Source organism: Pseudomonas sp. SDO55104_S430 (genome assembly GCF_054070595.1).
This window is the reverse complement of sequence record NZ_JBSVXG010000018.1, coordinates 20,150-40,212: the sequence shown is the minus strand read 5'-3', so window position 1 is coordinate 40,212 and position 20,063 is coordinate 20,150. Positions and strand designations below refer to the sequence as shown.

The 20,063-nt window shown below is 58.4% G+C and carries 22 protein-coding genes; 9 read left to right on the top strand and 13 right to left on the bottom strand.

The genetic code is table 11. From position 1 onward, the window contains the following. Positions 1 to 15: 15 nt before the first annotated feature. The gene (gene mdeB, locus ACW9JE_RS05995; RefSeq protein WP_457432225.1) at positions 16 to 2,715 is read left to right on the top strand and encodes an alpha-ketoglutarate dehydrogenase; all 2,700 of its coding nucleotides are present in this window, start codon (positions 16 to 18) and stop codon (positions 2,713 to 2,715) included. A gap of 68 nt (positions 2,716 to 2,783) precedes the next feature. Continuing rightward, positions 2,784 to 3,524, top strand: coding sequence for a sulfite exporter TauE/SafE family protein (locus ACW9JE_RS05990; RefSeq protein ID WP_224533182.1), 741 nt, complete (start codon positions 2,784 to 2,786; stop codon positions 3,522 to 3,524). Here ACW9JE_RS05990 and ACW9JE_RS05985 read toward each other — a convergent pair. Together ACW9JE_RS05985 and ACW9JE_RS05980 are read right to left on the bottom strand one after the other, a co-directional pair. Next, a complete protein-coding gene (locus tag ACW9JE_RS05985) occupies positions 3,521 to 3,847 on the bottom strand; it encodes an AzlD domain-containing protein (protein WP_457432224.1) in 327 nt (108 codons plus the stop codon). The genes ACW9JE_RS05990 and ACW9JE_RS05985 overlap by 4 nt on opposite strands. After that, on the bottom strand, positions 3,844 to 4,581 hold the full coding sequence (locus tag ACW9JE_RS05980) for an AzlC family ABC transporter permease (protein WP_457432223.1): 738 nt from the start codon (positions 4,579 to 4,581) through the stop codon (positions 3,844 to 3,846). The genes ACW9JE_RS05985 and ACW9JE_RS05980 overlap by 4 nt, the downstream gene beginning before the upstream one ends. A gap of 130 nt (positions 4,582 to 4,711) precedes the next feature. On the opposite strand from ACW9JE_RS05980, the gene ACW9JE_RS05975 reads away from it, so the two are divergent. Next, on the top strand, positions 4,712 to 5,590 hold the full coding sequence (locus ACW9JE_RS05975; protein WP_175379992.1) for a LysR family transcriptional regulator: 879 nt from the start codon (positions 4,712 to 4,714) through the stop codon (positions 5,588 to 5,590). A gap of 34 nt (positions 5,591 to 5,624) precedes the next feature. Here ACW9JE_RS05975 and ACW9JE_RS05970 read toward each other — a convergent pair whose 3' ends face one another. Further along, on the bottom strand, positions 5,625 to 5,834 hold the full coding sequence (locus ACW9JE_RS05970) for a hypothetical protein (RefSeq protein ID WP_175379991.1): 210 nt from the start codon (positions 5,832 to 5,834) through the stop codon (positions 5,625 to 5,627). 611 nt (positions 5,835 to 6,445) lie between these two features. On the opposite strand from ACW9JE_RS05970, the gene ACW9JE_RS05965 reads away from it, so the two are divergent. After that, positions 6,446 to 6,580: a hypothetical protein gene (locus ACW9JE_RS05965; protein ID WP_256672783.1), complete on the top strand. Its 135-nt coding sequence runs from the start codon at positions 6,446 to 6,448 to the stop codon at positions 6,578 to 6,580. Between the two features lie 130 nt (positions 6,581 to 6,710). Here the strand turns inward: ACW9JE_RS05965 and ACW9JE_RS05960 are convergent, their stop codons facing one another. Next, a complete protein-coding gene (locus tag ACW9JE_RS05960; protein ID WP_224533178.1) occupies positions 6,711 to 6,953 on the bottom strand; it encodes an AbrB/MazE/SpoVT family DNA-binding domain-containing protein in 243 nt (80 codons plus the stop codon). A 90-nt stretch (positions 6,954 to 7,043) separates the two neighbouring features. Between ACW9JE_RS05960 and ACW9JE_RS05955 the strand changes: the two genes are divergently transcribed. Beyond that, on the top strand, positions 7,044 to 8,636 hold the full coding sequence (locus ACW9JE_RS05955) for a diguanylate cyclase domain-containing protein (RefSeq protein ID WP_457432222.1): 1,593 nt from the start codon (positions 7,044 to 7,046) through the stop codon (positions 8,634 to 8,636). Between the two features lie 26 nt (positions 8,637 to 8,662). Here ACW9JE_RS05955 and ACW9JE_RS05950 read toward each other — a convergent pair whose 3' ends face one another. Next, positions 8,663 to 9,457 carry a DUF1206 domain-containing protein gene (locus ACW9JE_RS05950; RefSeq protein ID WP_457432221.1) on the bottom strand — a complete coding sequence of 265 codons (795 nt, stop codon included), beginning with the start codon at positions 9,455 to 9,457 and terminating at the stop codon, positions 8,663 to 8,665. 258 nt (positions 9,458 to 9,715) lie between these two features. After that, complete coding sequence (locus tag ACW9JE_RS05945) at positions 9,716 to 10,609, bottom strand: AraC family transcriptional regulator (RefSeq protein WP_457432220.1); 894 nt, start codon at positions 10,607 to 10,609, stop codon at positions 9,716 to 9,718. A 105-nt stretch (positions 10,610 to 10,714) separates the two neighbouring features. On the opposite strand from ACW9JE_RS05945, the gene rclC reads away from it, so the two are divergent. Further along, positions 10,715 to 11,290 carry a reactive chlorine resistance membrane protein RclC gene (gene rclC, locus ACW9JE_RS05940; RefSeq protein WP_457432219.1) on the top strand — a complete coding sequence of 192 codons (576 nt, stop codon included), beginning with the start codon at positions 10,715 to 10,717 and terminating at the stop codon, positions 11,288 to 11,290. A 111-nt stretch (positions 11,291 to 11,401) separates the two neighbouring features. Here rclC and ACW9JE_RS05935 read toward each other — a convergent pair whose 3' ends face one another. From ACW9JE_RS05935 to ACW9JE_RS05915, 5 genes are read right to left on the bottom strand one after another with little or no spacing between them, the layout of a single operon-like run. After that, positions 11,402 to 12,469, bottom strand: coding sequence for an alkene reductase (locus tag ACW9JE_RS05935; protein WP_457432218.1), 1,068 nt, complete (start codon positions 12,467 to 12,469; stop codon positions 11,402 to 11,404). Continuing rightward, positions 12,466 to 13,092 carry an NADPH-dependent F420 reductase gene (locus ACW9JE_RS05930; RefSeq protein ID WP_411961576.1) on the bottom strand — a complete coding sequence of 209 codons (627 nt, stop codon included), beginning with the start codon at positions 13,090 to 13,092 and terminating at the stop codon, positions 12,466 to 12,468. The genes ACW9JE_RS05935 and ACW9JE_RS05930 overlap by 4 nt, the downstream gene beginning before the upstream one ends. Before the next feature lie 13 nt (positions 13,093 to 13,105). Continuing rightward, positions 13,106 to 13,738, bottom strand: coding sequence for a malonic semialdehyde reductase (locus tag ACW9JE_RS05925; RefSeq protein ID WP_457432217.1), 633 nt, complete (start codon positions 13,736 to 13,738; stop codon positions 13,106 to 13,108). Then, positions 13,728 to 14,594: a pirin family protein gene (locus ACW9JE_RS05920; protein ID WP_224537533.1), complete on the bottom strand. Its 867-nt coding sequence runs from the start codon at positions 14,592 to 14,594 to the stop codon at positions 13,728 to 13,730. Before ACW9JE_RS05920 ends, ACW9JE_RS05925 begins: the two co-directional genes overlap by 11 nt. 14 nt (positions 14,595 to 14,608) lie before the next feature. Beyond that, the gene (locus tag ACW9JE_RS05915) at positions 14,609 to 15,199 is read right to left on the bottom strand and encodes an NADPH-dependent FMN reductase (RefSeq protein WP_224537531.1); all 591 of its coding nucleotides are present in this window, start codon (positions 15,197 to 15,199) and stop codon (positions 14,609 to 14,611) included. Positions 15,200 to 15,425: 226 nt separating this feature from the next. On the opposite strand from ACW9JE_RS05915, the gene ACW9JE_RS05910 reads away from it, so the two are divergent. Next, a complete protein-coding gene (locus tag ACW9JE_RS05910) occupies positions 15,426 to 16,364 on the top strand; it encodes a LysR family transcriptional regulator (RefSeq protein ID WP_457432216.1) in 939 nt (312 codons plus the stop codon). Between the two features lie 136 nt (positions 16,365 to 16,500). Here ACW9JE_RS05910 and gorA read toward each other — a convergent pair whose 3' ends face one another. Beyond that, positions 16,501 to 17,862 carry a glutathione-disulfide reductase gene (gorA, locus tag ACW9JE_RS05905; RefSeq protein ID WP_457432215.1) on the bottom strand — a complete coding sequence of 454 codons (1,362 nt, stop codon included), beginning with the start codon at positions 17,860 to 17,862 and terminating at the stop codon, positions 16,501 to 16,503. A 1-nt stretch (position 17,863) separates the two neighbouring features. Then, positions 17,864 to 18,142 carry a hypothetical protein gene (locus tag ACW9JE_RS05900; RefSeq protein WP_457432214.1) on the bottom strand — a complete coding sequence of 93 codons (279 nt, stop codon included), beginning with the start codon at positions 18,140 to 18,142 and terminating at the stop codon, positions 17,864 to 17,866. Between the two features lie 275 nt (positions 18,143 to 18,417). On the opposite strand from ACW9JE_RS05900, the gene cynR reads away from it, so the two are divergent. Both cynR and ACW9JE_RS05890 read left to right on the top strand, forming a co-directional pair. Next, positions 18,418 to 19,317, top strand: a complete 900-nt coding sequence (gene cynR, locus ACW9JE_RS05895) for a transcriptional regulator CynR (RefSeq protein ID WP_457432213.1) — start codon at positions 18,418 to 18,420, stop codon at positions 19,315 to 19,317. 107 nt (positions 19,318 to 19,424) lie between these two features. Beyond that, positions 19,425 to 20,054 carry a glutathione S-transferase family protein gene (locus tag ACW9JE_RS05890; protein WP_457432212.1) on the top strand — a complete coding sequence of 210 codons (630 nt, stop codon included), beginning with the start codon at positions 19,425 to 19,427 and terminating at the stop codon, positions 20,052 to 20,054. The last annotated feature ends 9 nt before the right edge of the window (positions 20,055 to 20,063 follow it).

Genomic DNA, 20,063 nt, shown 5'->3' with positions numbered 1-20,063 from the left:
TTGCAGGAGTCGCCCATGAACCCGTCCGAGCAACACGCCCAGTCGCCGGGCCAGCCAGCCGAAGATATCCAGGAAATCGCCGAGTGGCGCGACGCCTTGCTCTCGGTCATCGCCTATGGCGGCACGGAGCAGGCGAAAAGGATCCTCGATACCTTGCTGGCGGTGGCCAGCGAAGCGGACATCGGCTGGCGCCCCAGCCTGGGCACTGCGTACATCAACACCATCAGCGTCGACCGCCAGCCGGTGTTTCCCGGGGACCTGGCCATCGAAGAGCGCCTGGCGTCGATCATGCGCTGGAACGCTTTGGCGATGGTGGCCCGGGCCAATCAGGCCTACGGCGAACTGGGCGGCCACATCGCCAGTTATGCCAGCGCCGCCGATCTGTTCGAGGTGGGTTTCAACCATTTCTTCAAGGCCCGAACCGAGAGCAACGGCGGTGACCTGGTGTTCTATCAGCCGCACTCGGCGCCGGGTGTCTACGCCCGGGCCTTTCTCGAAGGACGGCTCGAGGAGCGGGACCTGCATCACTATCGGCAGGAAATCGGTGCCCGGGCCAACGGCGCGCGGGGCCTGTCGAGTTATCCGCATCCGTGGCTGATGCCCGACTTCTGGCAATTTCCCACCGGCTCCATGGGCATCGGCCCGATCAGCTCGATCTACCAAGCGCGCTTCATGCGTTATCTGCAGCACCGCGGTTTGCTGGACACTACGGGCCGCACCGTCTGGGGCGTGTTCGGTGACGGGGAAATGGACGAGCCGGAAAGCATGTCGGCGCTGACCCTGGCGGCGCGCGAAGGGCTGGACAATCTGGTGTGGATGGTCAACTGCAACCTGCAACGGCTGGACGGGCCGGTGCGCGGCAATGGTCGAATCATCGACGAGCTGGAAGCACTGTTCGGCGGCGCCGGCTGGAACGTGATCAAACTGGTCTGGGGTTCCGATTGGGACGGCCTGTTTGCGCGGGACACCGATGGGGCGCTGGTCAAGGCGTTGTCCGCCACCGTCGATGGCCAGTTCCAGACGTTCGCGGCGAAGGACGGCCAGTTCAACCGCGAGTACTTCTTCGGCCAGAACGAGGCCTTGGCAAAACTGGCCCAGGGTCTGAGCGATGAGCAGATCGACCGCCTCAAACGCGGTGGTCACGACCTGGTGAAAATCTTCGCCGCCTATCACGCTGCCCAGCGCGAAGGGCGCAAGCCGACGGTGATTCTGGCGCAGACCAAGAAAGGCTTCGGTATGGGCGAGGCGGGGCAGGGGCGGATGACCGTGCACCAGCAGAAGAAGCTCGACCGGGAGGCGCTGATCGCGTTCCGCAATCGCTTCAACCTGCCATTGACTGATGAGCAGGCCGCCGAGTTGAGCTTCTTCAAGCCCGACGAAAACAGCCGTGAAATGCGCTACCTGCACGAACGCCGCCGGGCCCTGGGCGGTTACCTGCCGACGCGACCCTCGGCCTGCCCGCCATTGGCCGTTCCCGAGGTCGACAGCTATGCCGGCTTTGCGATCGCCGCCGACGGCAAGGAAATGTCCACCACCATGGCCTTCGTGCGCATGCTCGGCGGGTTGCTGCGGGACCGGCAACTGGGGCCGCGCATCGTGCCGATCGTGGCCGACGAGGCACGCACGTTCGGCATGGCCAGCCTGTTCAAGCAGATCGGCATCTACTCCAGCGTCGGCCAGCGCTACGAGCCGGAAGACATCGGTTCGATCCTAAGCTATCGCGAGGCCCTCAACGGGCAGATTCTGGAAGAGGGCATCAGCGAGGCCGGGGCGATCAGTTCCTGGGTAGCGGCTGCGACCAGTTATTCGGTGCACGGCCTGCCCATGCTGCCGTTCTACATCTACTACTCGATGTTCGGTTTTCAGCGCATCGGCGACCTGATTTGGGCGGCGGCGGATCAACGGGCCCGCGGCTTTCTCCTGGGCGCCACCGCCGGGCGCACCACCTTGGGCGGTGAAGGCCTGCAACACCAGGACGGCAGCAGCCACCTGATGGCCGCGATGGTCCCCAACTGTCGCGCTTACGACCCGGCCTTCGCCTGCGAATTCGCGGTGATCCTCGACCACGGCATGCGCCAGATGCTGGAGCGTCAGGTGGACGAGTTCTACTACGTCACATTGATGAACGAAAACTACCCGCAGCCCAACCTGCCCGAAGGTGCGGAGCAGGCGATCATCAAAGGCATGTACCGCTTCGCCCGGCATGAGGGCGCCGATGCGCGCGGCAGTGTTCAGCTGTTGGGTTCGGGGGCGATCCTGCGCGAAGTGATTGCCGCATCGCAGTTGCTGGCCAGCGACTGGAACGTCGACAGCCAGGTGTGGAGTGTCACCAGCTTCAGCGAACTGGCCCGGGATGCTCGGGAGGTCGAGCGTTGGAACCGCCTGCATCCGCAACATCCGGCTCGCCGCAGCCACCTCAAAGCTTCGCTTGAGGGATCTGCACCGATCATTGCCTGCTCCGATTACGTGCGCGCCTTGCCCCAGCTGATCGGCAGTTACCTTGATGGCCGCTACACCGTGCTCGGCACCGACGGCTTCGGCCGCAGCGATACCCGCGACAGGTTGCGCAGGTTCTTCGAAGTGGACCGTTATCAGATCGTGTTGAGTGCGCTGACGGCGCTGGTTCACGAAGGCACGCTGGAGGCGAGCGTTTGCAGCGAGGCAATTGCGAAGTACGTCATCGATATCGACTGTGCTGCGCCATGGGAGAGCTAGGATCTTCCTAAACCCGACGCCTGGCCGTAAGGTGGCCGAAGTTTTCAACGGTCGAGACGGAGCAGGGCATGTCGCTGGTCGAGTTGTTTTTGTTGGGGATACCGGCGGTCTTGCTGACGGGGATTTCGAAGGGCGGCTTCGGCGGTGCGCTGGGCGGCATTGCCGTGCCGTTGCTGGCGCTGAACATGCCGCCCACCCAGGCGGCGGCGATCATGCTGCCGATTCTGTGCCTGGCCGATATCACCGGGCTGCGGCGCTTTCGTGGCAAATGGGACAAGGGCAATCTGAAGATCATGATTCCCGGGGCCTTGGTCGGCGTGCTGATTGGTGCGCTGTCGTTCGGCGCCTTGAGTGAGCGGCTCATTGCGCTGTTGATGGGGGGCATCGCGATTGCGTTTTTCTGCCTGAACGTCTGGACCGCCCGGCACGCCCTGGCACCAGCACAACCCCACGCCGGCAAGGGCACGTTCTATTCCGCCCTGGCGGGTTTCACCAGTTTCGTCGCGCACGCAGGCGGGCCGCCACTGATGATGTACCTGCTACCGCAACAGATGGACAAGGTGCGCTACATCGCCACCACCAACGTGTTCTTCCTGCTGACCAACGCGATCAAGCTCGTGCCCTATGCGCTGCTGGGGCAGTTTTCGACGACCAACCTCGGCGCCAGCCTGGCGCTGGCTCCGATCGTGATTCCCGGCGTCTGGCTGGGGATCTGGCTGCAGGGTCGGGTGAATCAGAAATGGTTCTATCGCATTGCCTGGTTCGGGCTGCTCGTCACCGGTGTGCAGCTGGTGCTGCACAACCTCTAAAGCCCCCAGTATTTCAGCGCCCACAACGTGCCCATCCCGACCATCAGCGTGAGCAAGGTACTGCGGGTTCGCCAGGCGACGAGGGCTGCGAGTATCGCCGCGGGAATCTGCGGGTTGCTCCAGTCAAACGTCCCGTGGCGATCCGGGTAGACCACCGCCGGCAACACCAACGCGGCCAGCACGCTCGCCGGGACGTAGAGCAGGGCGCGGCTGAGCAGCGGCGGGATGCGCAAGCTGCCGTAGAACTGGATGAAGGACAGGCGGATGGCAAAGGTGCCGGCGCCGATCAGCAGGAACAGGCCCCATTGGGACAACTCGCTCATGAGGCCTCCTGTTCGGCGTCGGTGCCTGGTGCGGTGTTCAAATCCTTTCGCAGATGCTCGACGGCAAGTCCGGCGATAACACCGCCAAGCGAAGCCGTCAGCATGCCCAGGTTGTAGGGCAGGTCGACGCCCAGTATCGCCAGCGAACCTCCCGCAATTGCGGCGCTCAAGGTCGCGGTATTGCGGATGCTGGGGATCAGCAGCGCCAGGAATGACAGCGGAATCGCGAAGCCCAGGGACCAGGATTCGGGTATTCGCGCGCCCAGAAACACGCCCGCCAGCACCGCCAGGTTCCAGCCCAGCCACATGGTGACCGCCGCGCCCATGTAGTAGGGGAACGCAAAACGGCCGAGTCCGCCCGCAGCCGTTCTCAGACTGAACAGCGCGAACACCTGATCGGCGAGCAGATAGGACAGCGGCCAGGTTTTGCGCCGGGGCAGATCGTGCAGGTGCGGCGCGAGCGATGCGCTGTACATCAGAAAGCGAAGATTGATCACCAGCGCGGTGAGCACGATGGTCACCGGCAAGGCGCCGTTCTGCAGCATCTGCAAGACGGCGATCTGCGCCGATCCCGAATAGAACAGCAGCGTCATGCCCATCGCCTTGGTGGCCGACATGCCCATCCCGGCAGCGGTGACGCCAGCGATCAAGCCGAAAGGAATGACCCCGGTGGTCAAAGGGGAAGCGCTGTGAGCACCGTGCACGAACGCCTGTGTCCCACTTCGATAATTCATTTGAGTTCCTTGCGCTTGAGCGGGCGGTTGAGCGTAAACAGATGTTTCATGATCAAAATAATGCGCGCGCCAACTGGGAACAACGGTAGATTTCTGAAATATTAGGCCTAGAAAAAATGAGGCTCACGACATGTTTCTCGACTCTCCCATCCGCCACACCCTGCAACTCAATGCCCTGCGCGCCTTCGAGGCCTCGGCGCGTCTCGGCGGTTTCGCCCGGGCGGCCCATGAGCTGAAGGTGACACCGGGCGCCATCGCCGCTCAGGTCAAGGCGCTGGAGAACGAGTACGGCGCAGCCCTGTTCGAGCGCCATGCCAAGGGCGTGCGGCTGACGGCCCTTGGCGAAAGCATGAAGGACCAGTTCATCGAAGCATTCGACGCCGTGGAGGAAGCCGCCCGAACCCTGCGCCGACTCTCCGCCCCACAGCGGGTGCATATCGTCACGTCCCCTGCGCTGGCCGAATTGTGGATCGGCCCGCGCCTGCCACGCCTGACCGAAATGCTCGCGCCCATCGAAATTTCCGTCACCGCCGTCGATGAAGCGCCCAACCTCAAACGCAGCCCGTTCGACCTCTGCCTGTTCTACACCGAGCAACTTGAGCGCGGGCAACGCATGCTCGCGGTCGAGGAGGTTCTGCCGGTCTGCGTGCCCGCGCTGGCGGCCCGGATCAGTCAACCAGAGGATCTTGCCGATGTGCGCTGCATTGCCGATGTGGGATGGAGTGACTGGGACGTCTGGACCCGCTCGGTCATGCCCGGCCAGAAGTTCGTGGCGCGCGGGCCGGGGTTTTCCCTGTATTCCATCGCTGTGCAACAAGCCTTGTTGGCGTCCGGTGTGCTGATCGGCCGACGCAGTCTCATACAGCGTTATCTGGACAGCGGTGAACTGGTGGCGCCAGTCGATCAGTCGGTGCCACTGGGGATGGTCATCGCGGCGTGGAAACTGCCGGGCGCCAAGGGCAACCGCATGGTGGCTGCGGTGGAAGAGGCGTTGATGCAACTGGCGTAGCCGCCAGCGCACGGAAGAGGCAGGAAACGCTGTTTCAGTCCGGCGCCATGAACACCGCCAGCGTCAACTTGATGAACTCTTCATTTTTGTCGATGACGTCCAGGGCGGCATGCACGTTGTCGGCAATGTCCTTGGCGCCGTGCTGCTCGGCCCAATTGGTGAGCTCCATGATGGCCGCTTCGAGAGCGAGCTGGTTCTCGTTGATCTTGTACAGCAGGGAAGGGAGCAGGTCGGAATTTGGCATCGCGAATCCTCGGGTTTCGGGTCAGCTTAGCTCACCGCTGCAACACTACTCGGAATCGAGTTGCCAATAACGCTCAAGAGCAAACATATCCGCCCGCTTGGCGGCGCCGAATTGCGCCAGTTGACTGCGATACGCGCCGGGATTTTCGGCCAAAAAGATAACCACAACTGAAGACCGCATAATCGTCGCGCAATTGGGCATGAACCTCTGCCACACTGGAGTATCAAACGCATTGGGAAAGGGAAGACAATGGAGCGCCCGATGAGCCCGAACAGTCACGATTCGATGCGCAAGTTGAAAGCATCGCTGGCAAAGGATCGCAGGGATAAGGAATGGCCGGAGGCGACGTGTGAGGCTTGCCACTTGCCATTCCGGTACCACTGCAACTGGACGCCCGCGCCGGTGTTGTGCAGAAGCTGTCGGGCGGGGCGAGAGGCGGCGCACAAGTCGGACGAGGGTGACGCAGGAGCACTTCCATAGGTGCATTCATAGAGAGGTGCATTCATAGAGAGCTGCTTTCATAGAGAGGGGCACTCATAGATAAGTTTTGACTCATCGGTTCTCGATCGATATATAGCCCGCGTCATTAATTTGTATTGGAAGGTCATGTCATGAGTAACGAGAACGAGGCTCCCGAACCGGAGCATGAACATCTTCTTGACCATGAGTTCGCGTCTCAATATGACGAAGACGAGGAATATGAGGACGAGGACCTGAATTCCTATCTGGACGAAGAAGACGATTAAGACGGTTCTGCCCGCTTGGGATGGAGCACACTTTTAAAAAATGGAATGAACTGGAAGCGCTTCATTCCAATAGATTGAGCCCTGGCACCCGCCGGGGCTTTTCACAAACGTAGCAAAGTGGACCACGCGATCAGTCGCCAGCCAGAAGCTGCCGAGCCCCGTCCGACTCCATATCGCTCTTCCAAGCAGCCCTTAGCTCATCGATACGATCCGCAACCCGAGGCGTTTTTGAAAGAACAAAACACCGGGTATTGCCCACAAACTCTTCAATCAGGTACAGCGAGTCGCCTACATCCAGTTCCAGCTCTTGCAGGGCTTCATCCGGGATACGAATGGCGCCGTCTCCATCCCAATCTTCAATGGTTACTTTCACCGATAGCATCCTCTGACATTGGCTTTTCGCCGGTAAAAACGATTATCCACGGCTAAATCGCAGATGATTTTTGTGGATGAGCGGGGCAGTATGTCTGATCTGCGCAATGGACGATGCAAAATGAAATGGACTAAACGGCGCAGCTCGCTGATGGGCTTTATTGCGCTGGCTATCGGACTGGTACTGTTTTCGGCTTTGCTTCTGTTGAAGTCCGAGACCCAGCGGCGACAGACGTATTTCTCCGAGTACGTGCAAAACATTTCCGGGATCGTGCGCAATCAGCTCGATACCAACGAAGCGGTGCTTTCGGGGTTCTCCGCGTTTCTGCAAGCCGTTGATCAAAGCGATACCGAGGCGACGGCACGGTATGCGGCCGCTGTTTTACCGGCTTACCCTCATATCTACATGCTCGAGGCCGCGCGTGCGGTGCCTATCGCCGAGCAGACGGCATTTGAACAGTTGCTGCGGCGCACCTGGCGTCCGGATTTCGAACTCAAGGATTTCCCGAGCCTTACTCAGCAGTCCGCTCAGCCACAGGCCTATCTCGGCGAGACCTGGCCCGTGCTGTTCATGTACCCATCCCTCCCGGGGGCCAGTTCGATCTACGGCGTCAGGCTGGAGACCGTGGGCCATCTTTCCTATGCGCTGGCTCGCACCCGCAGCAGCCAGAAGCCGGTCGCATCACCGGTGTTCTCCATGTTCGAGGGTGATAGCGCCTACATCTTGATGCAGTCCGTAACCCGTCCCGCCCATGTTCGAGAAACCGCTGCGCCCAACTTTTTCGGGAGCGCGATGGTTTCATTGCTGTTGATCCGGACGGATTCGCTGCTGGAGGCCGCGAACGAAGCCAACATCGATCCATTGGTTCATATCTCTGCCGTACTGAAGAACGCTGCGGGATCCGAAAGCGACATCTTTTCAACGCAGGTTCAACAAGCGGGATTTCTGGATCGTCTGCTCCTGCCGCAAATGACCGACAGGGTCGAGATCCGCAGTGCATCGCAGCCCATGACCTTGATGTTCGAACGTCAGTTGCGTCTCGGGGATGTGTTGACCGAAGAGATGTTGATGATTCTCCTGGTGCTCGCCGGGGCACTGGTGTTGATGCCGATGGTCTTGATTCGGCATTTCAGGGCGATAGAAAGGGCGGATGTCGAGCATGAGCGTTCGGTCTATCTGGCGACTCACGATGTCCTCACGCAATTGCCGAATCGCTACCTGTTTGCCGAACGGTTCAACCAGGCGTTTTCCGACTGGCAAGTGAAAGGCCTCCCGTTCGCCCTGCTGGTGATCGACCTGGATCACTTCAAGGACATCAACGACCGTCACGGCCATGAAGTGGGCGACCAGGTTCTGCGAGCGGTTGCCAATCGAATGCTGCACAGCACCCGCGCCGGAGACACCGCGGCGCGGTACGGCGGCGATGAATTCGTAATGCTGATTGCCGACTTGGAAGACCTCGAAAACGCGCAGGCGAAGGCCGCAAGGGTTCTCGGCAGTCTCTCGCAACCGGTCATGACCAGCGCAGGAGAGCTATCGGTATCGTGCAGCATCGGCGTTTCGTTGTGTCCGGTTCATGGCCAGAATCTGGATACGCTGCTCAAGGCGGCAGATCAGGCCATGTACGGGGTCAAACAATTGGGTCGCAAAGGCGTTGCGATTACCTCTGTCCCAGAAGCCTGAGTCAGCCAGGCGATGATCAGGCAGATCTATGTGACGTTTATCTTTCGCCAAGCGGCCTCGGCAAAGCTGTAAACCGAGAAGGCGATCAGCCCCAGGGCCATCAACATCAGGACCAACCCGCCAGCCGGCAGATTCTGCAGGGCGTCGAGGGCGTCCTTCATGCCCGGCGGATGCAGCGCCTGGTAATTCGAGCCACTGAGTATCAGCAGCAGGCTGATTTCGATAAAAACAACGCCACGGGCCATGAGGCCAAGCCGAGACACCGGACGGACGTACTGCATGACGTCTTCATCCGCTTCAAAATACTTCTCGAACGACGCTTTCCAGCCCTTGATGATGTGAGCAATGCCTACGCCAAGCGGCACAAGTGCGATCAGATACACCAGCAGGTTCGATGCTTCCCAGGACAGCACATGCGCCAGTAAATCCCGGGTTTGCCCACCTTTGGAATCACCTGAACTTCTGATTCCACTGATCAGCAATCCCAGGGCAAAGAACGCCAGCCCTCCATTGAAAAGACCACCGGCCAACAGACCAGCACGAATGACCAATCCCTTGAATCGCTTACCGTGATGATCAACGTCGCGGATTGCCTGAAATACCCGCCATCCCGCGTAGGCGAACAGACCCATCACCACCAGCCCGACCAGCACGTAGCCAAAGGGTTGGCTCAGTAACGCTTCAAGGCTCTTCTCACTGTCTTTGGGTTTGGTCGAATCGACAGCCGCCAACAGCGCGAAAATCCCGATGATCAGATAGAGAACGCCACGGGCGGCATATCCGCCGCGTGCGAGTACGATGAGGCTCTGTTGAGTGGACATGACGTCGAGTTCCCGAGAGCTGATACAGCAGAAGACCAGCCCGGACGGGAGGGGTTCGCTGGAAGCAGGCTGGCGATCCCGGTTTTTTTGCATCTTCAGGCACGACAAGATCTTCGATCAGGGAATTGCCAAGCGATCGCATAATCGGGGCATGCACTGTTGTAATGCTCTGCGCTTATCAGCGTGCACCATGCGCTTTGAGATGACTCACAGAGTCGCGACACTCCAACCGCTTGGAAATGTAGCAACTGCAACCGACTATATTTCACGCCGTATTTTTCCAGGTGCCTCGCCATAGAACTCCTTGAATTTCTTGCTGAACGCCGACTGCGATTGATATCCAACCTGCGCGGCAATATCGCTCAGCCCAAGATGGGAATGGCTCAAGAGGTTAAAGGCCATTTCCATCCGAACTTGGGTCAACAGCACCCAAGGTGATGCACCTGCCACACGAACGAACGCCCGCATAAAGGTTGCTCTGGACATCGTCGCCATATCTGCCAATCCGTCGATAGTCCATTCATTTGCAGGGTCGCTAAGCATCGCATGCCACGCTCGGCTGAGGCGCTTGTCGCTGAGCAAAGCCAATGAGCCCGATGTTTGGCCGTCACTCGTCAGATGAGCCCGCAGGATCAGGGTGAATAGCGCCTGAGACAGCGCGTCGAGCATGAATCGGGAGCACACCTGATCACCGTCAGCTTCACCGCGCAGAATCTCTACAAGAGCCGACAGCGGGCCACTGGCCGTTGAAATGACGAGATGTTCAGGCAAAGCAGCGAAGAGGAGTGAGGTCCGGTTGAAGTGAAATCCGCCGCAGAGCATGTCGAAGTCAAGGCTCGCTCCGCCGATACGATGGACCGGCAATGCGCCCTTGTGGGTGATTTTGGGCACGGTGGGAGCTACGGACTTCTCTGGGCTACGCATAACATGCGGCGCACCTCCAGGTAGCAACAGAATGTCGCCGGCCCGCATCGGGATGCGATGGCCATCCGGGAAGTCCACACGGCATTCTCCAGCCAACACGATGTGGTATGGCGCCCTACCCAAAGCCTCCTGCTCATGTTCACGGGCCCAATCACCTTCGAACTGGCAGCGCAAATCCAGACTGCCGCGGACGTTGGCCATGCTGATGAGCTTATCGATCGAATTCATTTTGCACCTTGAGACGATTGAGCAAAAACTTGATTCCCGCGAACAAAAGTAGACCCAGGCATTACCTCAGACTGGCTCCACATTCCAAACATTCGGAGAAGTCTAATGATCACCTCATTCACCGCCTGGCTACGCATCATCAGCAAGGCCGATACGTTCAGCACCTCACTCATGCGGCTCGCGATAGCTGTGGTTTTCCTTTGGATCGGCGCGCTCAAGTTCGTCCCGTATGAGGCCGACAGTATCACTCCCTTTGTGGCCAACAGCCCGTTCATGTCGTTCTTTTATGAACATCCGCAGGAGTACAAGGCGCACCTGACTCATGAGGGCGAGTTGAACGCTGACAAGCGAGCCTGGCAGACAGCCAACAACACTTACGGTTTCTCGACTGGGCTGGGTGTAGTCGAAATCCTGATCGGTTTGCTGGTGCTTTCCAATCCGATTTCACGTCGCACGGGATTGCTTGGTGGTGCGTTGGCCTTCGGCACGCCGTTGGTGACATTGACCTTTCTCATCACAACACCGGAAGCATGGGTAGGTGCTCTGGGAGATGGCCAGCATGGATTTCCGTATTTGTCCGGTGCAGGTCGCCTGGTGCTGAAAGACGTTCTGATGCTGGCAGGTTCATTACCGGTGATTGCAGACTCTGCTCGCCAGTTGATTCGTGAAGGTGAAGCGTGAGTTCTCTTTTCCAGCGGTGAACCTGGCTAATATGGGCCAATACTAGCCGTTCACCAAGGCAGCTATACGCGGCTTGTGGATGGGTGCCTGTCCTTCGTAAGGGATCAGCGATCAGACCAATGACGAATAGTCAGTGTACCCATCCGCGTAGCCTGTCGGGCTGCTGCCAAAATAGGTATTGGGGTCGGCGGCATTGAGCGGTGCATCGCTTTTCAATCGGTGAATAAGGTCTGGATTGGCCAGCGTCATTTGCCCGTACGATTCGAGGTCTGCCAGACCACTGCCGACATCTTTCCCGATGTCTTCACGTGGCCGGTCAGGCCGGTTGAGAATGAGTGCCTGGTGCCAGAGCTTGCGCAGATCATGCAGAAGCGCATCGCCGCCATAGTGAACGATATGCAGATACGCGAGGCCAAGCTTGTCGAGTTCACCCACCAGATAACGATACAGATCAGGGCCCTCATCACCATGGCTCAGTCCCATCCCGCCGAAGCCGGGCGACAGGCGAATGCCAGTGCGATCTGCCCCAATCTCCGCCACGACAGCCTGTGCAACTTCAATGGCAAAACGAGCGCGGTTCTCCAGCGTGCCGCCATACCGATCCGTACGCTGGTTGCTGCTGATCGCCAGGAACTGATGAACGAGGTAGGCGATGCCATGAATCTCCACGCCGTCGGCTCCGGCGTCCAGCGCACGACGGGCAGAGTATCGGTACTCGTTGATCACCTGCGGGATTTCAGCGAGGTCGAGTGCACGCGGCACCGGGATATCCTTCATACCTGACAAGGTAAAGATCTGTTCGCCGGGGGCGATGGCGGAGGGGGCCACACCTTGCCGATGATGGGGGGTGTTGAGCGGATGCGACATTCTTCCGGCGTGCATCAGTTGGACGAACATGCGAGCGCCCTGAGCGTGCACAGCATGGGTAACCTCTTGCCAGCCTGCTACGTGCGCATCCGTATAAATGCCAGGCGTAGCAGGATACCCTTGGCCGTCATCAGAGGGCTGAGTGCCTTCGGTGATGATGAGCCCCACGCTACCGCGCTGTGCGTAATATTCAGCAGCCAGTGGTCCTGGGGATCCATCGCTATTGGCGCGGGCTCGTGTCATCGGCGCCATGACAATGCGGTTCTGAAGGGATGTGCTGCCAAGCGTCGTGGGTGTGAACAGTTGATTCATGCCTGCAACTCCATTTTCACGAGATTGGGACCTGCCAGCGGACCTGTCGGCGGCTGGAAGAATCGACTGCCCGTTTCGATATCTCCCATGTCGGTGCCGAAGAACCCCAGACGCTCGATCAGAGACGCGATCTCAGCCTTGGCTGCCGCATCTTCGCCTGCGTAGAACAGAATGCGTTGACCGCCTTCTTTAACGGGCTCGGCTGCCAGATTCCAATAGGCGTGGTGATTGAACGCCTTCACCAAACGGGCACCTGGGACCATCTGCGCGACCAGCGCTGAAGAAGCGTGATCACCGATATCGATGGCTGCAAAAGGCTGCTTTTGCAGTGGGTTGGTTGTGTCCACCACGATGCGCCCTTCGAAGTCCGGCAGGCCCGTCAGTGCTTTCCTCAATTGGTTCCAGGGCACTGCTACAAACACGATGTCCTTGGTAGCCGCGTCCTCGCGTGTGCCTGCCTTGATCGAAGGGCCAAGCTGCCTGATCTGGTCGTGGAGGGTTTCAGGTCCTCGGCTGTTGGCCAGCGTGGCTTCAATGTTCAAACGCGCGAGTTGCTGAGCGATGGCGTTGCCAATTTGTCCGGCGCCGATGATGCCGATGGTTTTCATGTCTGCTCCTTTTATTGCGCAAAGGGATCTATTCGAAGCGGCAGGCTTTTTCGAAGGAGAGCCGCGGATCACGTGGATAAAGGCGGGCGTCATCACCATGGCCGATGGTGAAAATGAAGTTGGCCTTCCATGACGTCCCGCTGAAGAACGCTTTGTCGATGATCGCGTTGTGAAAACCGGACATAGGGCAGACATCCAGCCCCAGCCCACGAGCAGCGATCATCAGGTACGCCCCGGTCAATGAGCTGCTGCGGTAGGCAATCGACTCGGCAAAGGCGGCGTCAGCCTCAAACATCGGCTTGAAGTTCATTCTCGGGAATAGTCGAGGTGCCTCATCAAAGAATCTGGAGTCTTGAGCGACGATGGCCGTAACCGGCGCCGCTCGAACCTGCTCGGGGTTGCTACCCATGCCCTCTAGCGCAGGATAAAGCTTGCGCTTGCCTTCCTCGGACCGCACAAAAACGATGCGGGCAGGCTGCAAATTCCCGCTGGTCGGGCCCCATTTGGCTAGCTCATAAAGTGCTTTGAGCGACTCGTCCGATACCGTTTTGTCCGTCCAGTGGTGATGGGATCGTGCGTCAGTGAACAGTTGCGCCAGGGCGTCTTGTGTGATGGCAGACCGAGCTGACATGGCGTTCTCCTCAAGGGTGTTATCGGACATGCCGACGGTCAAGACGACCTTCTTCGACCAATTGTTTGCCGATGGTCTGGATGTGAGTTTCTCCGACTTTCAGCGCCTGCGGTGAGGTGTGGACGGAGTAGTAGCCCAGTGCGAGATCGTGATTGTGAGGCACAGCAGAACCGAGGATGAACTGGGTGTCCGTCAATGCTTCGAAGTGGACTGACTGGCTGCATCGTTCGAATGCCACCAGCTCTTCAGGCTGAAGTTCTTCGCCATTGGCCAGCAGCCTCCCTTCGACGGGGGATACCCAGAGCACCGTATGTCCGCTCGGCGATATGTAGGTCCAGCGCTCGCCGGCCTTGAGTTTCACCGCCAGGAAGTTCATGGGTGAAGGGGTGTCGATGGCGCTGCGCGCGTTCCCGTAACTGCCCAACAAAACCCGCGCCGGTCCCGCGCTTACGATGTCTTCGGATGTCTGGAAAGCTGAGACGGTCGGCCCCAGTTCCGACTCGGGCGGCAGGGCGACCCAGAGCTGGAAGCCACGCACCCGGCCATGATTCTCATCACCTACGCTGCCGCCGTGCCACATGCCGCGGCCCGCTTGCATCCACTCGACGCCGCCGCTGGGCAGGACGACAGTGGTGCCGTGCGGATCAATCAGATCCATGCGGCCGTCGATCAGGTAAGACAAGGTGGCAATCCCGGAATGGGGATGCAGTTCACCCACGAAAGGAGGGCCCTGCATATCGAAGAAATCCAGGAACACGAACGGTTTGAGAATCTGACCAAAGTCGGACGGGCTCATCAGGCGTATGGCTGGACCGTTACGACGACCATGGGTGCGATGGGTGATCTGACGAAGTTGCACAGTGGTTTTTTCAGCGGCGAGAGACATGCTGATCTCCTTGATCAAACGGTTGCGGTACGGGCGTTTTCGAGGGCATGCGACCACCACAGCAAGTCATCGATCATGCGTCCTGCCTGATCGTCCTGAGCCTGCAATGCCGACTCGATCTCGTCGGTATTACCCTGGAAATGGGCGTAAATCGCGTTGACAGGGATATGCACCGCGGTGCGAATCGTTGCCATCTGAAGCTCGGTCGCGATTTCGCGCAGTTGCTGCACAGCGCGAGCGCCGCCAACGCTGCCCCAGCTTACGAAGCCGATAGGTTTGCGGTTCCACTCCTGGTAAACCCAATCCAGTGCATTCTTCAAAACAGCGGGCGGGCCAAAGTTGTATTCGGCAGTGGCCACCACGAACGCGTCGGAGGTCGCGATCTGTTCGGTCCAGCGACGAACGTTTTCGTTCTCATACGCCGGACGGCCAGGAAAGCCAGGAAGCATGGCGCTGTCGAAGAAGGGCAGATCAAAATCCCGCAGGTCGAGCAAGCGGATGTTCAGCCCTTGGCGCTGTTCAAGGTGGTGTTTGATCCAGTTGGCTGGAGTGCTGGAAAAGCGGCTGTCACGAGTGCTGCCAACAATGACGGAAACGGTAGTCATGGTGAGTCTCCTGGGGAATGGGGGAGGCGCCTGCGCGCCTTGGAGCCCACTTTAGGAAGTCTCCGATAATTCAGAAAGATGGGCTGGTGAGATGCACTCGTTCATAAATGAGCGTAATAGAGTTAAATTGCTGACACCGGGCTGTGCATGCAAGAGCGGGCAGCCGATTCGTGCCGGGCCAGGGATGGACGGGTCAATTTCACTCATGCACAACGGGGGTAATCACGTGGATCTGAATGATGTCGCGCTGTTTGTTCAAGTCGTTCGGGCGGGGAGTTTCGCCGAAGCCGGGCGGCGTCTCGGGATGCCGCCCAGTACTGCCAGCAGGCGTGTGCAGCTATTGGAAGTCGCGTTGGGTACACGGCTGATGCAGCGCACCACGCGGCGATTGGTGTTGACCGATGCCGGGACCAACTTTTACGCCGAATCCGCCGATCAGATCGATGCGTTGCTACGGGTTGCGGGTCAGGTGACTAATGATTCTGCTCAGATTGCTGGTCGCGTTCGCGTGGCTGCTCCTGTGGATTTTTTCAACTGGTTTCCTGCACAGGCTGTCGCGCAATTCATCTCTGAGCATCCGCGAGTGCGTCTTGAGTTCGAGCTCAATGACGCACGAGTCGATCTGCTGGGCGAAGGTATAGACATAGCCATGCGCGGAGGTGATCACGATCCATCGCTGCTCGCACGCAAGCTTGGCACGAGTTATCAAACTCTGGTGGCGAGTCCAGGCTATCTGGCGGCGCATGGCGTTCCGGCACAGCCCGCTGATCTGATTGCCCATCACTGCATCACCTCACCGTCTCACGGTGGCCCCCGCACCACCTGGCGGTTGGGCGGTATCGACAATCAAGCAGCGACCATCGAAGTGGACGGGCCGTTTCAGGCCAATACGGCTTCGGCGCAGCTTGAAGGTGCGCTGGCCGGATTGGGCATCGCGCTGCTACCTGCCGCACTCAGCGCTGCTCACGTCGATGCAGGGCGCTTGAAGGAAGTGCTCCCTGATTACACTTCAGGCGCAATAGGCGTACATTTTGTCTACCACAGCCGCCGACAGCTGCCTCGTGCGGTATCCGCGTTCATCGAATTCGCAGCTAACACCATTAAGGAAATGGGGTTGATGGAAATCAATAAGCGACCCGAGAATTCATTGCCCAAAAAGAAGTGATCGGGCCAAATCGAACACGGAAATTGCCGATTACATTTGGCTGCTTCTGGCCGTTTTCGGCCGGTCAAGCCGGCTACTTTGGTGCTGGCCCGGCGATATGGACGGCCGGAAAATGCATCTGATAAGCCGTCCACCGTCATCTGCCCGCAACCGGAGTACGCAACGTCACGAACTCTTCTGCCGAGGTGGGGTGCACACCGATGGTTTCATCGAACAAGCGCTTCGTGGCACCTGCCTTCAGCGCGATTGCCAGCCCTTGAATGATGTCTCCGGCATCCGGGCCGACCATATGCGCGCCCAACACCCGATCAGTGCGCGCATCCACCACCAGTTTCATCAAGGTTTGCTCATCTGAATCCGTGAGTGTGAGCTTCATGGGTTTGAACCGGCTTTCGAAAACCACCACTTTGTGGCCATTCTCCAGCGCCTGTTCCTCGGTCATCCCGACGGTCCCGATACTCGGCTGGCTGAAAACTGCCGTGGGAATATGCCGGTAATCGACGGGACGATATTGCTCGGGTTTGAAGAGCCTGCGGGCGACTGCCATGCCCTCCGCTGTTGCTACCGGTGTCAGCTGGACCCGGCCAATCACATCACCCAATGCCAGGATCGAAGGTTCGCGGGTTTCGAAATTATCGTTGACGTCGATGAAGCCCTTGTCGTTGAGTTCGACACGGGTGTTTTTCAACCCCAGATTGTCGAGCATCGGGCGCCGGCCAGTCGCGTAGAAAATACTGTCGGCTTCCAGCTTGCGACCGTCATTGAGTGTCGCCAACAAGCTGCCATCAGACTGCTTGTCGATCTGCACGATATCGGTGTTGAAATCCAGTTGCAGGCCTCGCTTGGTCAGCTCCTGCACCAGGTGAGTACGAACGGATTTATCAAATCCGCGAAGGAACAGATCGCCGCGATACAGAAGGCGAGTGTCAGCTCCCAGGCCGTTGAAAATCCCGGCGAACTCAACCGCGATATAGCCGCCGCCGACGACCAGGACTCGTTTTGGCAACTGCTTGAGAAAGAACGCCTCGTTCGAGGTAATCGCATGCTCGCGTCCCGGGATATCGGGTATTTGTGGCCAGCCGCCTGTCGCAATCAAAATGCGTTCGGCGCTGATGCGCTTTCCGTTGATTTCGACATGGTGGGCATCAGTCAAGCGTGCATGGCCAGCGATGACGATCACACCGCTGTTAACCAGCAGTTTGCGATAGATGCCATTCAGACGCTCTATCTCCCGATTCTTGTTGGAGATCAACTTCTCCCAGTCGAATTGCGCCTTGCCGGCAGTCCAGCCAAAGCCCTCCGCCTGTTCGAAGTCATCGCCAAAATGAGAGCCGTACACCAGCAACTTTTTAGGCACACAGCCAACGTTGACGCACGTGCCTCCAAGGTAGCGGCTTTCAGCTACTGCCACTTTTGCGCCGAAGCCCGCAGCAAATCGCGCTGCTCGCACGCCACCGGAACCTGCCCCAATGACGAATAAATCAAAATCGTAGGTCATCTCAATTCTCTGGGAAGTTTGCACAGCGTGTGTGCTGGCCAACGTGATTCAGGAGAGAAAAACGAAGCTTTACGGCGCGCAGGATTGGAGCGAACAGACTCATGAAAGAAATCCTGTGCCCAGGTTTGTTCCAGTGGTGCGCAACTGGAACCGATCCTGATTCGCTGGCCAACGCACCCATCATTTGCGGCAATAAATAACTGCTCTCGTATTCGGTGTGCGCCATGGCTGGATTGTCCAGCCAGCGGTCCTGTTCGCAAGAAAGAGTGACATCAATCATGAGTGGACTCCCGGTTGACCAACGTTTCAATGACCCGAACTCAGTCAATTGCTTGTGTTGATCAGTCTCGCCATTCAGGAATGATTAGAGAATAAGCAGGGTTGTTATGACTCAATTGTGCTGGATGAAACAATCCATTCAGAAAGGTCCTGGAAGATTCTGATTTGCTGGCTGGCATCAGAAAGTCAAACCGGTGCCGGATAGCGATAAACCGATAGCATCCGTGGCCAATATACAATGCGATGTATAAGTGGTTCCTATAGGAGGGCGTTCATATGCTGCTACGACACTTGCGCTATTTGCTGGCGGTGGCGGATAACGGCGGTTTCACTCGTGCTGCGCAGGTGCTGCATGTGTCCCAACCGACGCTGTCTCAACAGATCCGGCAGCTGGAAGAAACCCTCGGCGTAGTACTTTTCGATCGAACCTCACGTACGGTCAGGGCAACCGATGCCGGGGAGGCCTATATCGCGTGCGCACGTCGCGTGCTGGTGGAACTGGCCGCTGGCAAGCGTGCACTGCACGATGTGAAGGACCTGTCTCGCGGTACCTTGCGTCTGGCCATGACGCCGACGTTCATGGCGTACCTTGTGGGGCCCTTGGTGCGCGATTACATGAGCCACTATCCAAACATTCATCTCGAAATATTCGAGTTGTCGATGGCGGACATCGAAACAGGCCTGGCGGATGATTCATTGGATATCGCCATTGCTTTTGACCAGGTCCGCAATCCAGACATCGAGTCCATTCCGGCTTTCACCGAAACCCTGGGTTTGATGGTGGGATGCGACCATCCGCTGTATGAGTGCAAGAGCGCATTGACCACGGAGCAGCTCGCTCAGCTCGAATATGCGCTACTGACCCCAGACTTCGTCACGCGGGTCAGCATTGACGAGTTTTTTGCCAAAGCGCAGATCACTCCCAAAGTGGCGATTGAAGTCAATTCCGTGAATACCTTGCTGGAGGTCATTCGGCATACAGCGGTTGCCACCATCCTTCCTGAACCTATCGCTACTCAGGATCGCGCCCTGCGCAAGATCGCTTTGCTGGACAAGGGACCCCATCGCGGAGCCGCGCTTCTGAGGCGTAAAAACAACTATCACAGTGCTGCGTCGGTTGCCTTCATGGACTTGATGCTGGGTACCACTGCGGGCATCGATAATTACGCAGGATGAAATGCTGGATTGTAATTGCTGGTCATTCCGCTGTTTCCGGGGGCAGAGCAAGATAGCGCCATCGACGCGATCACCGAGTCGAATGTCCATAACAATCGGAGTACGTCATGTCCCAGCAACCAATCAAGCTGTATCGCCATCCTCTGTCCGGTCACGCGCATCGCGTTGAGTTGATGTTGTCTCTGCTCGGTGTTCCTACCGAGTTGGTATTTGTCGACTTGATGAAAGGCGCACACAAAACGCCTGAATTCCTGGCCATGAACAGCCTCGGTCAAGTGCCGGTGATTGATGACAACGGCTCGATTCTGGCGGACTCAAATGCGATTCTGGTTTACCTGGCTGCCAAATATGGCAAGGGCCAATGGCTGCCGAGCGATCCATTGGAGCAAGCGAAAGTCCAGCGCTGGCTTTCCGTTGCCGCGGGTCAGATCAACTCGGGACCTGCCACTGCTCGTCTGATTACCGTCTTCGGCGCCGGCTACAACGCTGAAGATGCCATCAGCAAGTCTCACAATTTGCTCAAAGTCATGGAGCAGGAGTTGGGGCAGAGCAAATTCCTGGCTGGAAGTTCGCCAACCGTCGCTGACGTTGCCGCGTATACCTATATCTCCCACGCGCCTGAAGGCAATGTCGCCCTGACTGATTACCCCAATGTCCGTGTCTGGCTGAGCAGCATCGAAGCTCTGCCAAACTTCGTGGGCATGCAACGCACCGCGAAGGGCTTGCAAGAGGCTTGAGCCAATCGT

Bases quoted from the DNA above. Each gene is read 5' to 3' on its own strand.
- mdeB (WP_457432225.1), top strand. From the start codon at position 16: ATGAACCCGTCCGAGCAACACGCCCAGTCGCCGGGCCAGCCAGCCGAA.
- ACW9JE_RS05990 (WP_224533182.1), top strand. From the start codon at position 2,784: ATGTCGCTGGTCGAGTTGTTTTTGTTGGGGATACCGGCGGTCTTGCTG.
- ACW9JE_RS05985 (WP_457432224.1), bottom strand. From the start codon at position 3,847: ATGAGCGAGTTGTCCCAATGGGGCCTGTTCCTGCTGATCGGCGCCGGC.
- ACW9JE_RS05980 (WP_457432223.1), bottom strand. From the start codon at position 4,581: ATGAATTATCGAAGTGGGACACAGGCGTTCGTGCACGGTGCTCACAGC.
- ACW9JE_RS05975 (WP_175379992.1), top strand. From the start codon at position 4,712: ATGTTTCTCGACTCTCCCATCCGCCACACCCTGCAACTCAATGCCCTG.
- ACW9JE_RS05970 (WP_175379991.1), bottom strand. From the start codon at position 5,834: ATGCCAAATTCCGACCTGCTCCCTTCCCTGCTGTACAAGATCAACGAG.
- ACW9JE_RS05965 (WP_256672783.1), top strand. From the start codon at position 6,446: ATGAGTAACGAGAACGAGGCTCCCGAACCGGAGCATGAACATCTTCTT.
- ACW9JE_RS05955 (WP_457432222.1), top strand. From the start codon at position 7,044: ATGTCTGATCTGCGCAATGGACGATGCAAAATGAAATGGACTAAACGG.
- ACW9JE_RS05950 (WP_457432221.1), bottom strand. From the start codon at position 9,457: ATGTCCACTCAACAGAGCCTCATCGTACTCGCACGCGGCGGATATGCC.
- ACW9JE_RS05945 (WP_457432220.1), bottom strand. From the start codon at position 10,609: ATGAATTCGATCGATAAGCTCATCAGCATGGCCAACGTCCGCGGCAGT.
- rclC (WP_457432219.1), top strand. From the start codon at position 10,715: ATGATCACCTCATTCACCGCCTGGCTACGCATCATCAGCAAGGCCGAT.
- ACW9JE_RS05935 (WP_457432218.1), bottom strand. From the start codon at position 12,469: ATGAATCAACTGTTCACACCCACGACGCTTGGCAGCACATCCCTTCAG.
- ACW9JE_RS05925 (WP_457432217.1), bottom strand. From the start codon at position 13,738: ATGTCCGATAACACCCTTGAGGAGAACGCCATGTCAGCTCGGTCTGCC.
- ACW9JE_RS05920 (WP_224537533.1), bottom strand. From the start codon at position 14,594: ATGTCTCTCGCCGCTGAAAAAACCACTGTGCAACTTCGTCAGATCACC.
- ACW9JE_RS05915 (WP_224537531.1), bottom strand. From the start codon at position 15,199: ATGACTACCGTTTCCGTCATTGTTGGCAGCACTCGTGACAGCCGCTTT.
- gorA (WP_457432215.1), bottom strand. From the start codon at position 17,862: ATGACCTACGATTTTGATTTATTCGTCATTGGGGCAGGTTCCGGTGGC.
- ACW9JE_RS05900 (WP_457432214.1), bottom strand. From the start codon at position 18,142: ATGATTGATGTCACTCTTTCTTGCGAACAGGACCGCTGGCTGGACAAT.
- cynR (WP_457432213.1), top strand. From the start codon at position 18,418: ATGCTGCTACGACACTTGCGCTATTTGCTGGCGGTGGCGGATAACGGC.
- ACW9JE_RS05890 (WP_457432212.1), top strand. From the start codon at position 19,425: ATGTCCCAGCAACCAATCAAGCTGTATCGCCATCCTCTGTCCGGTCAC.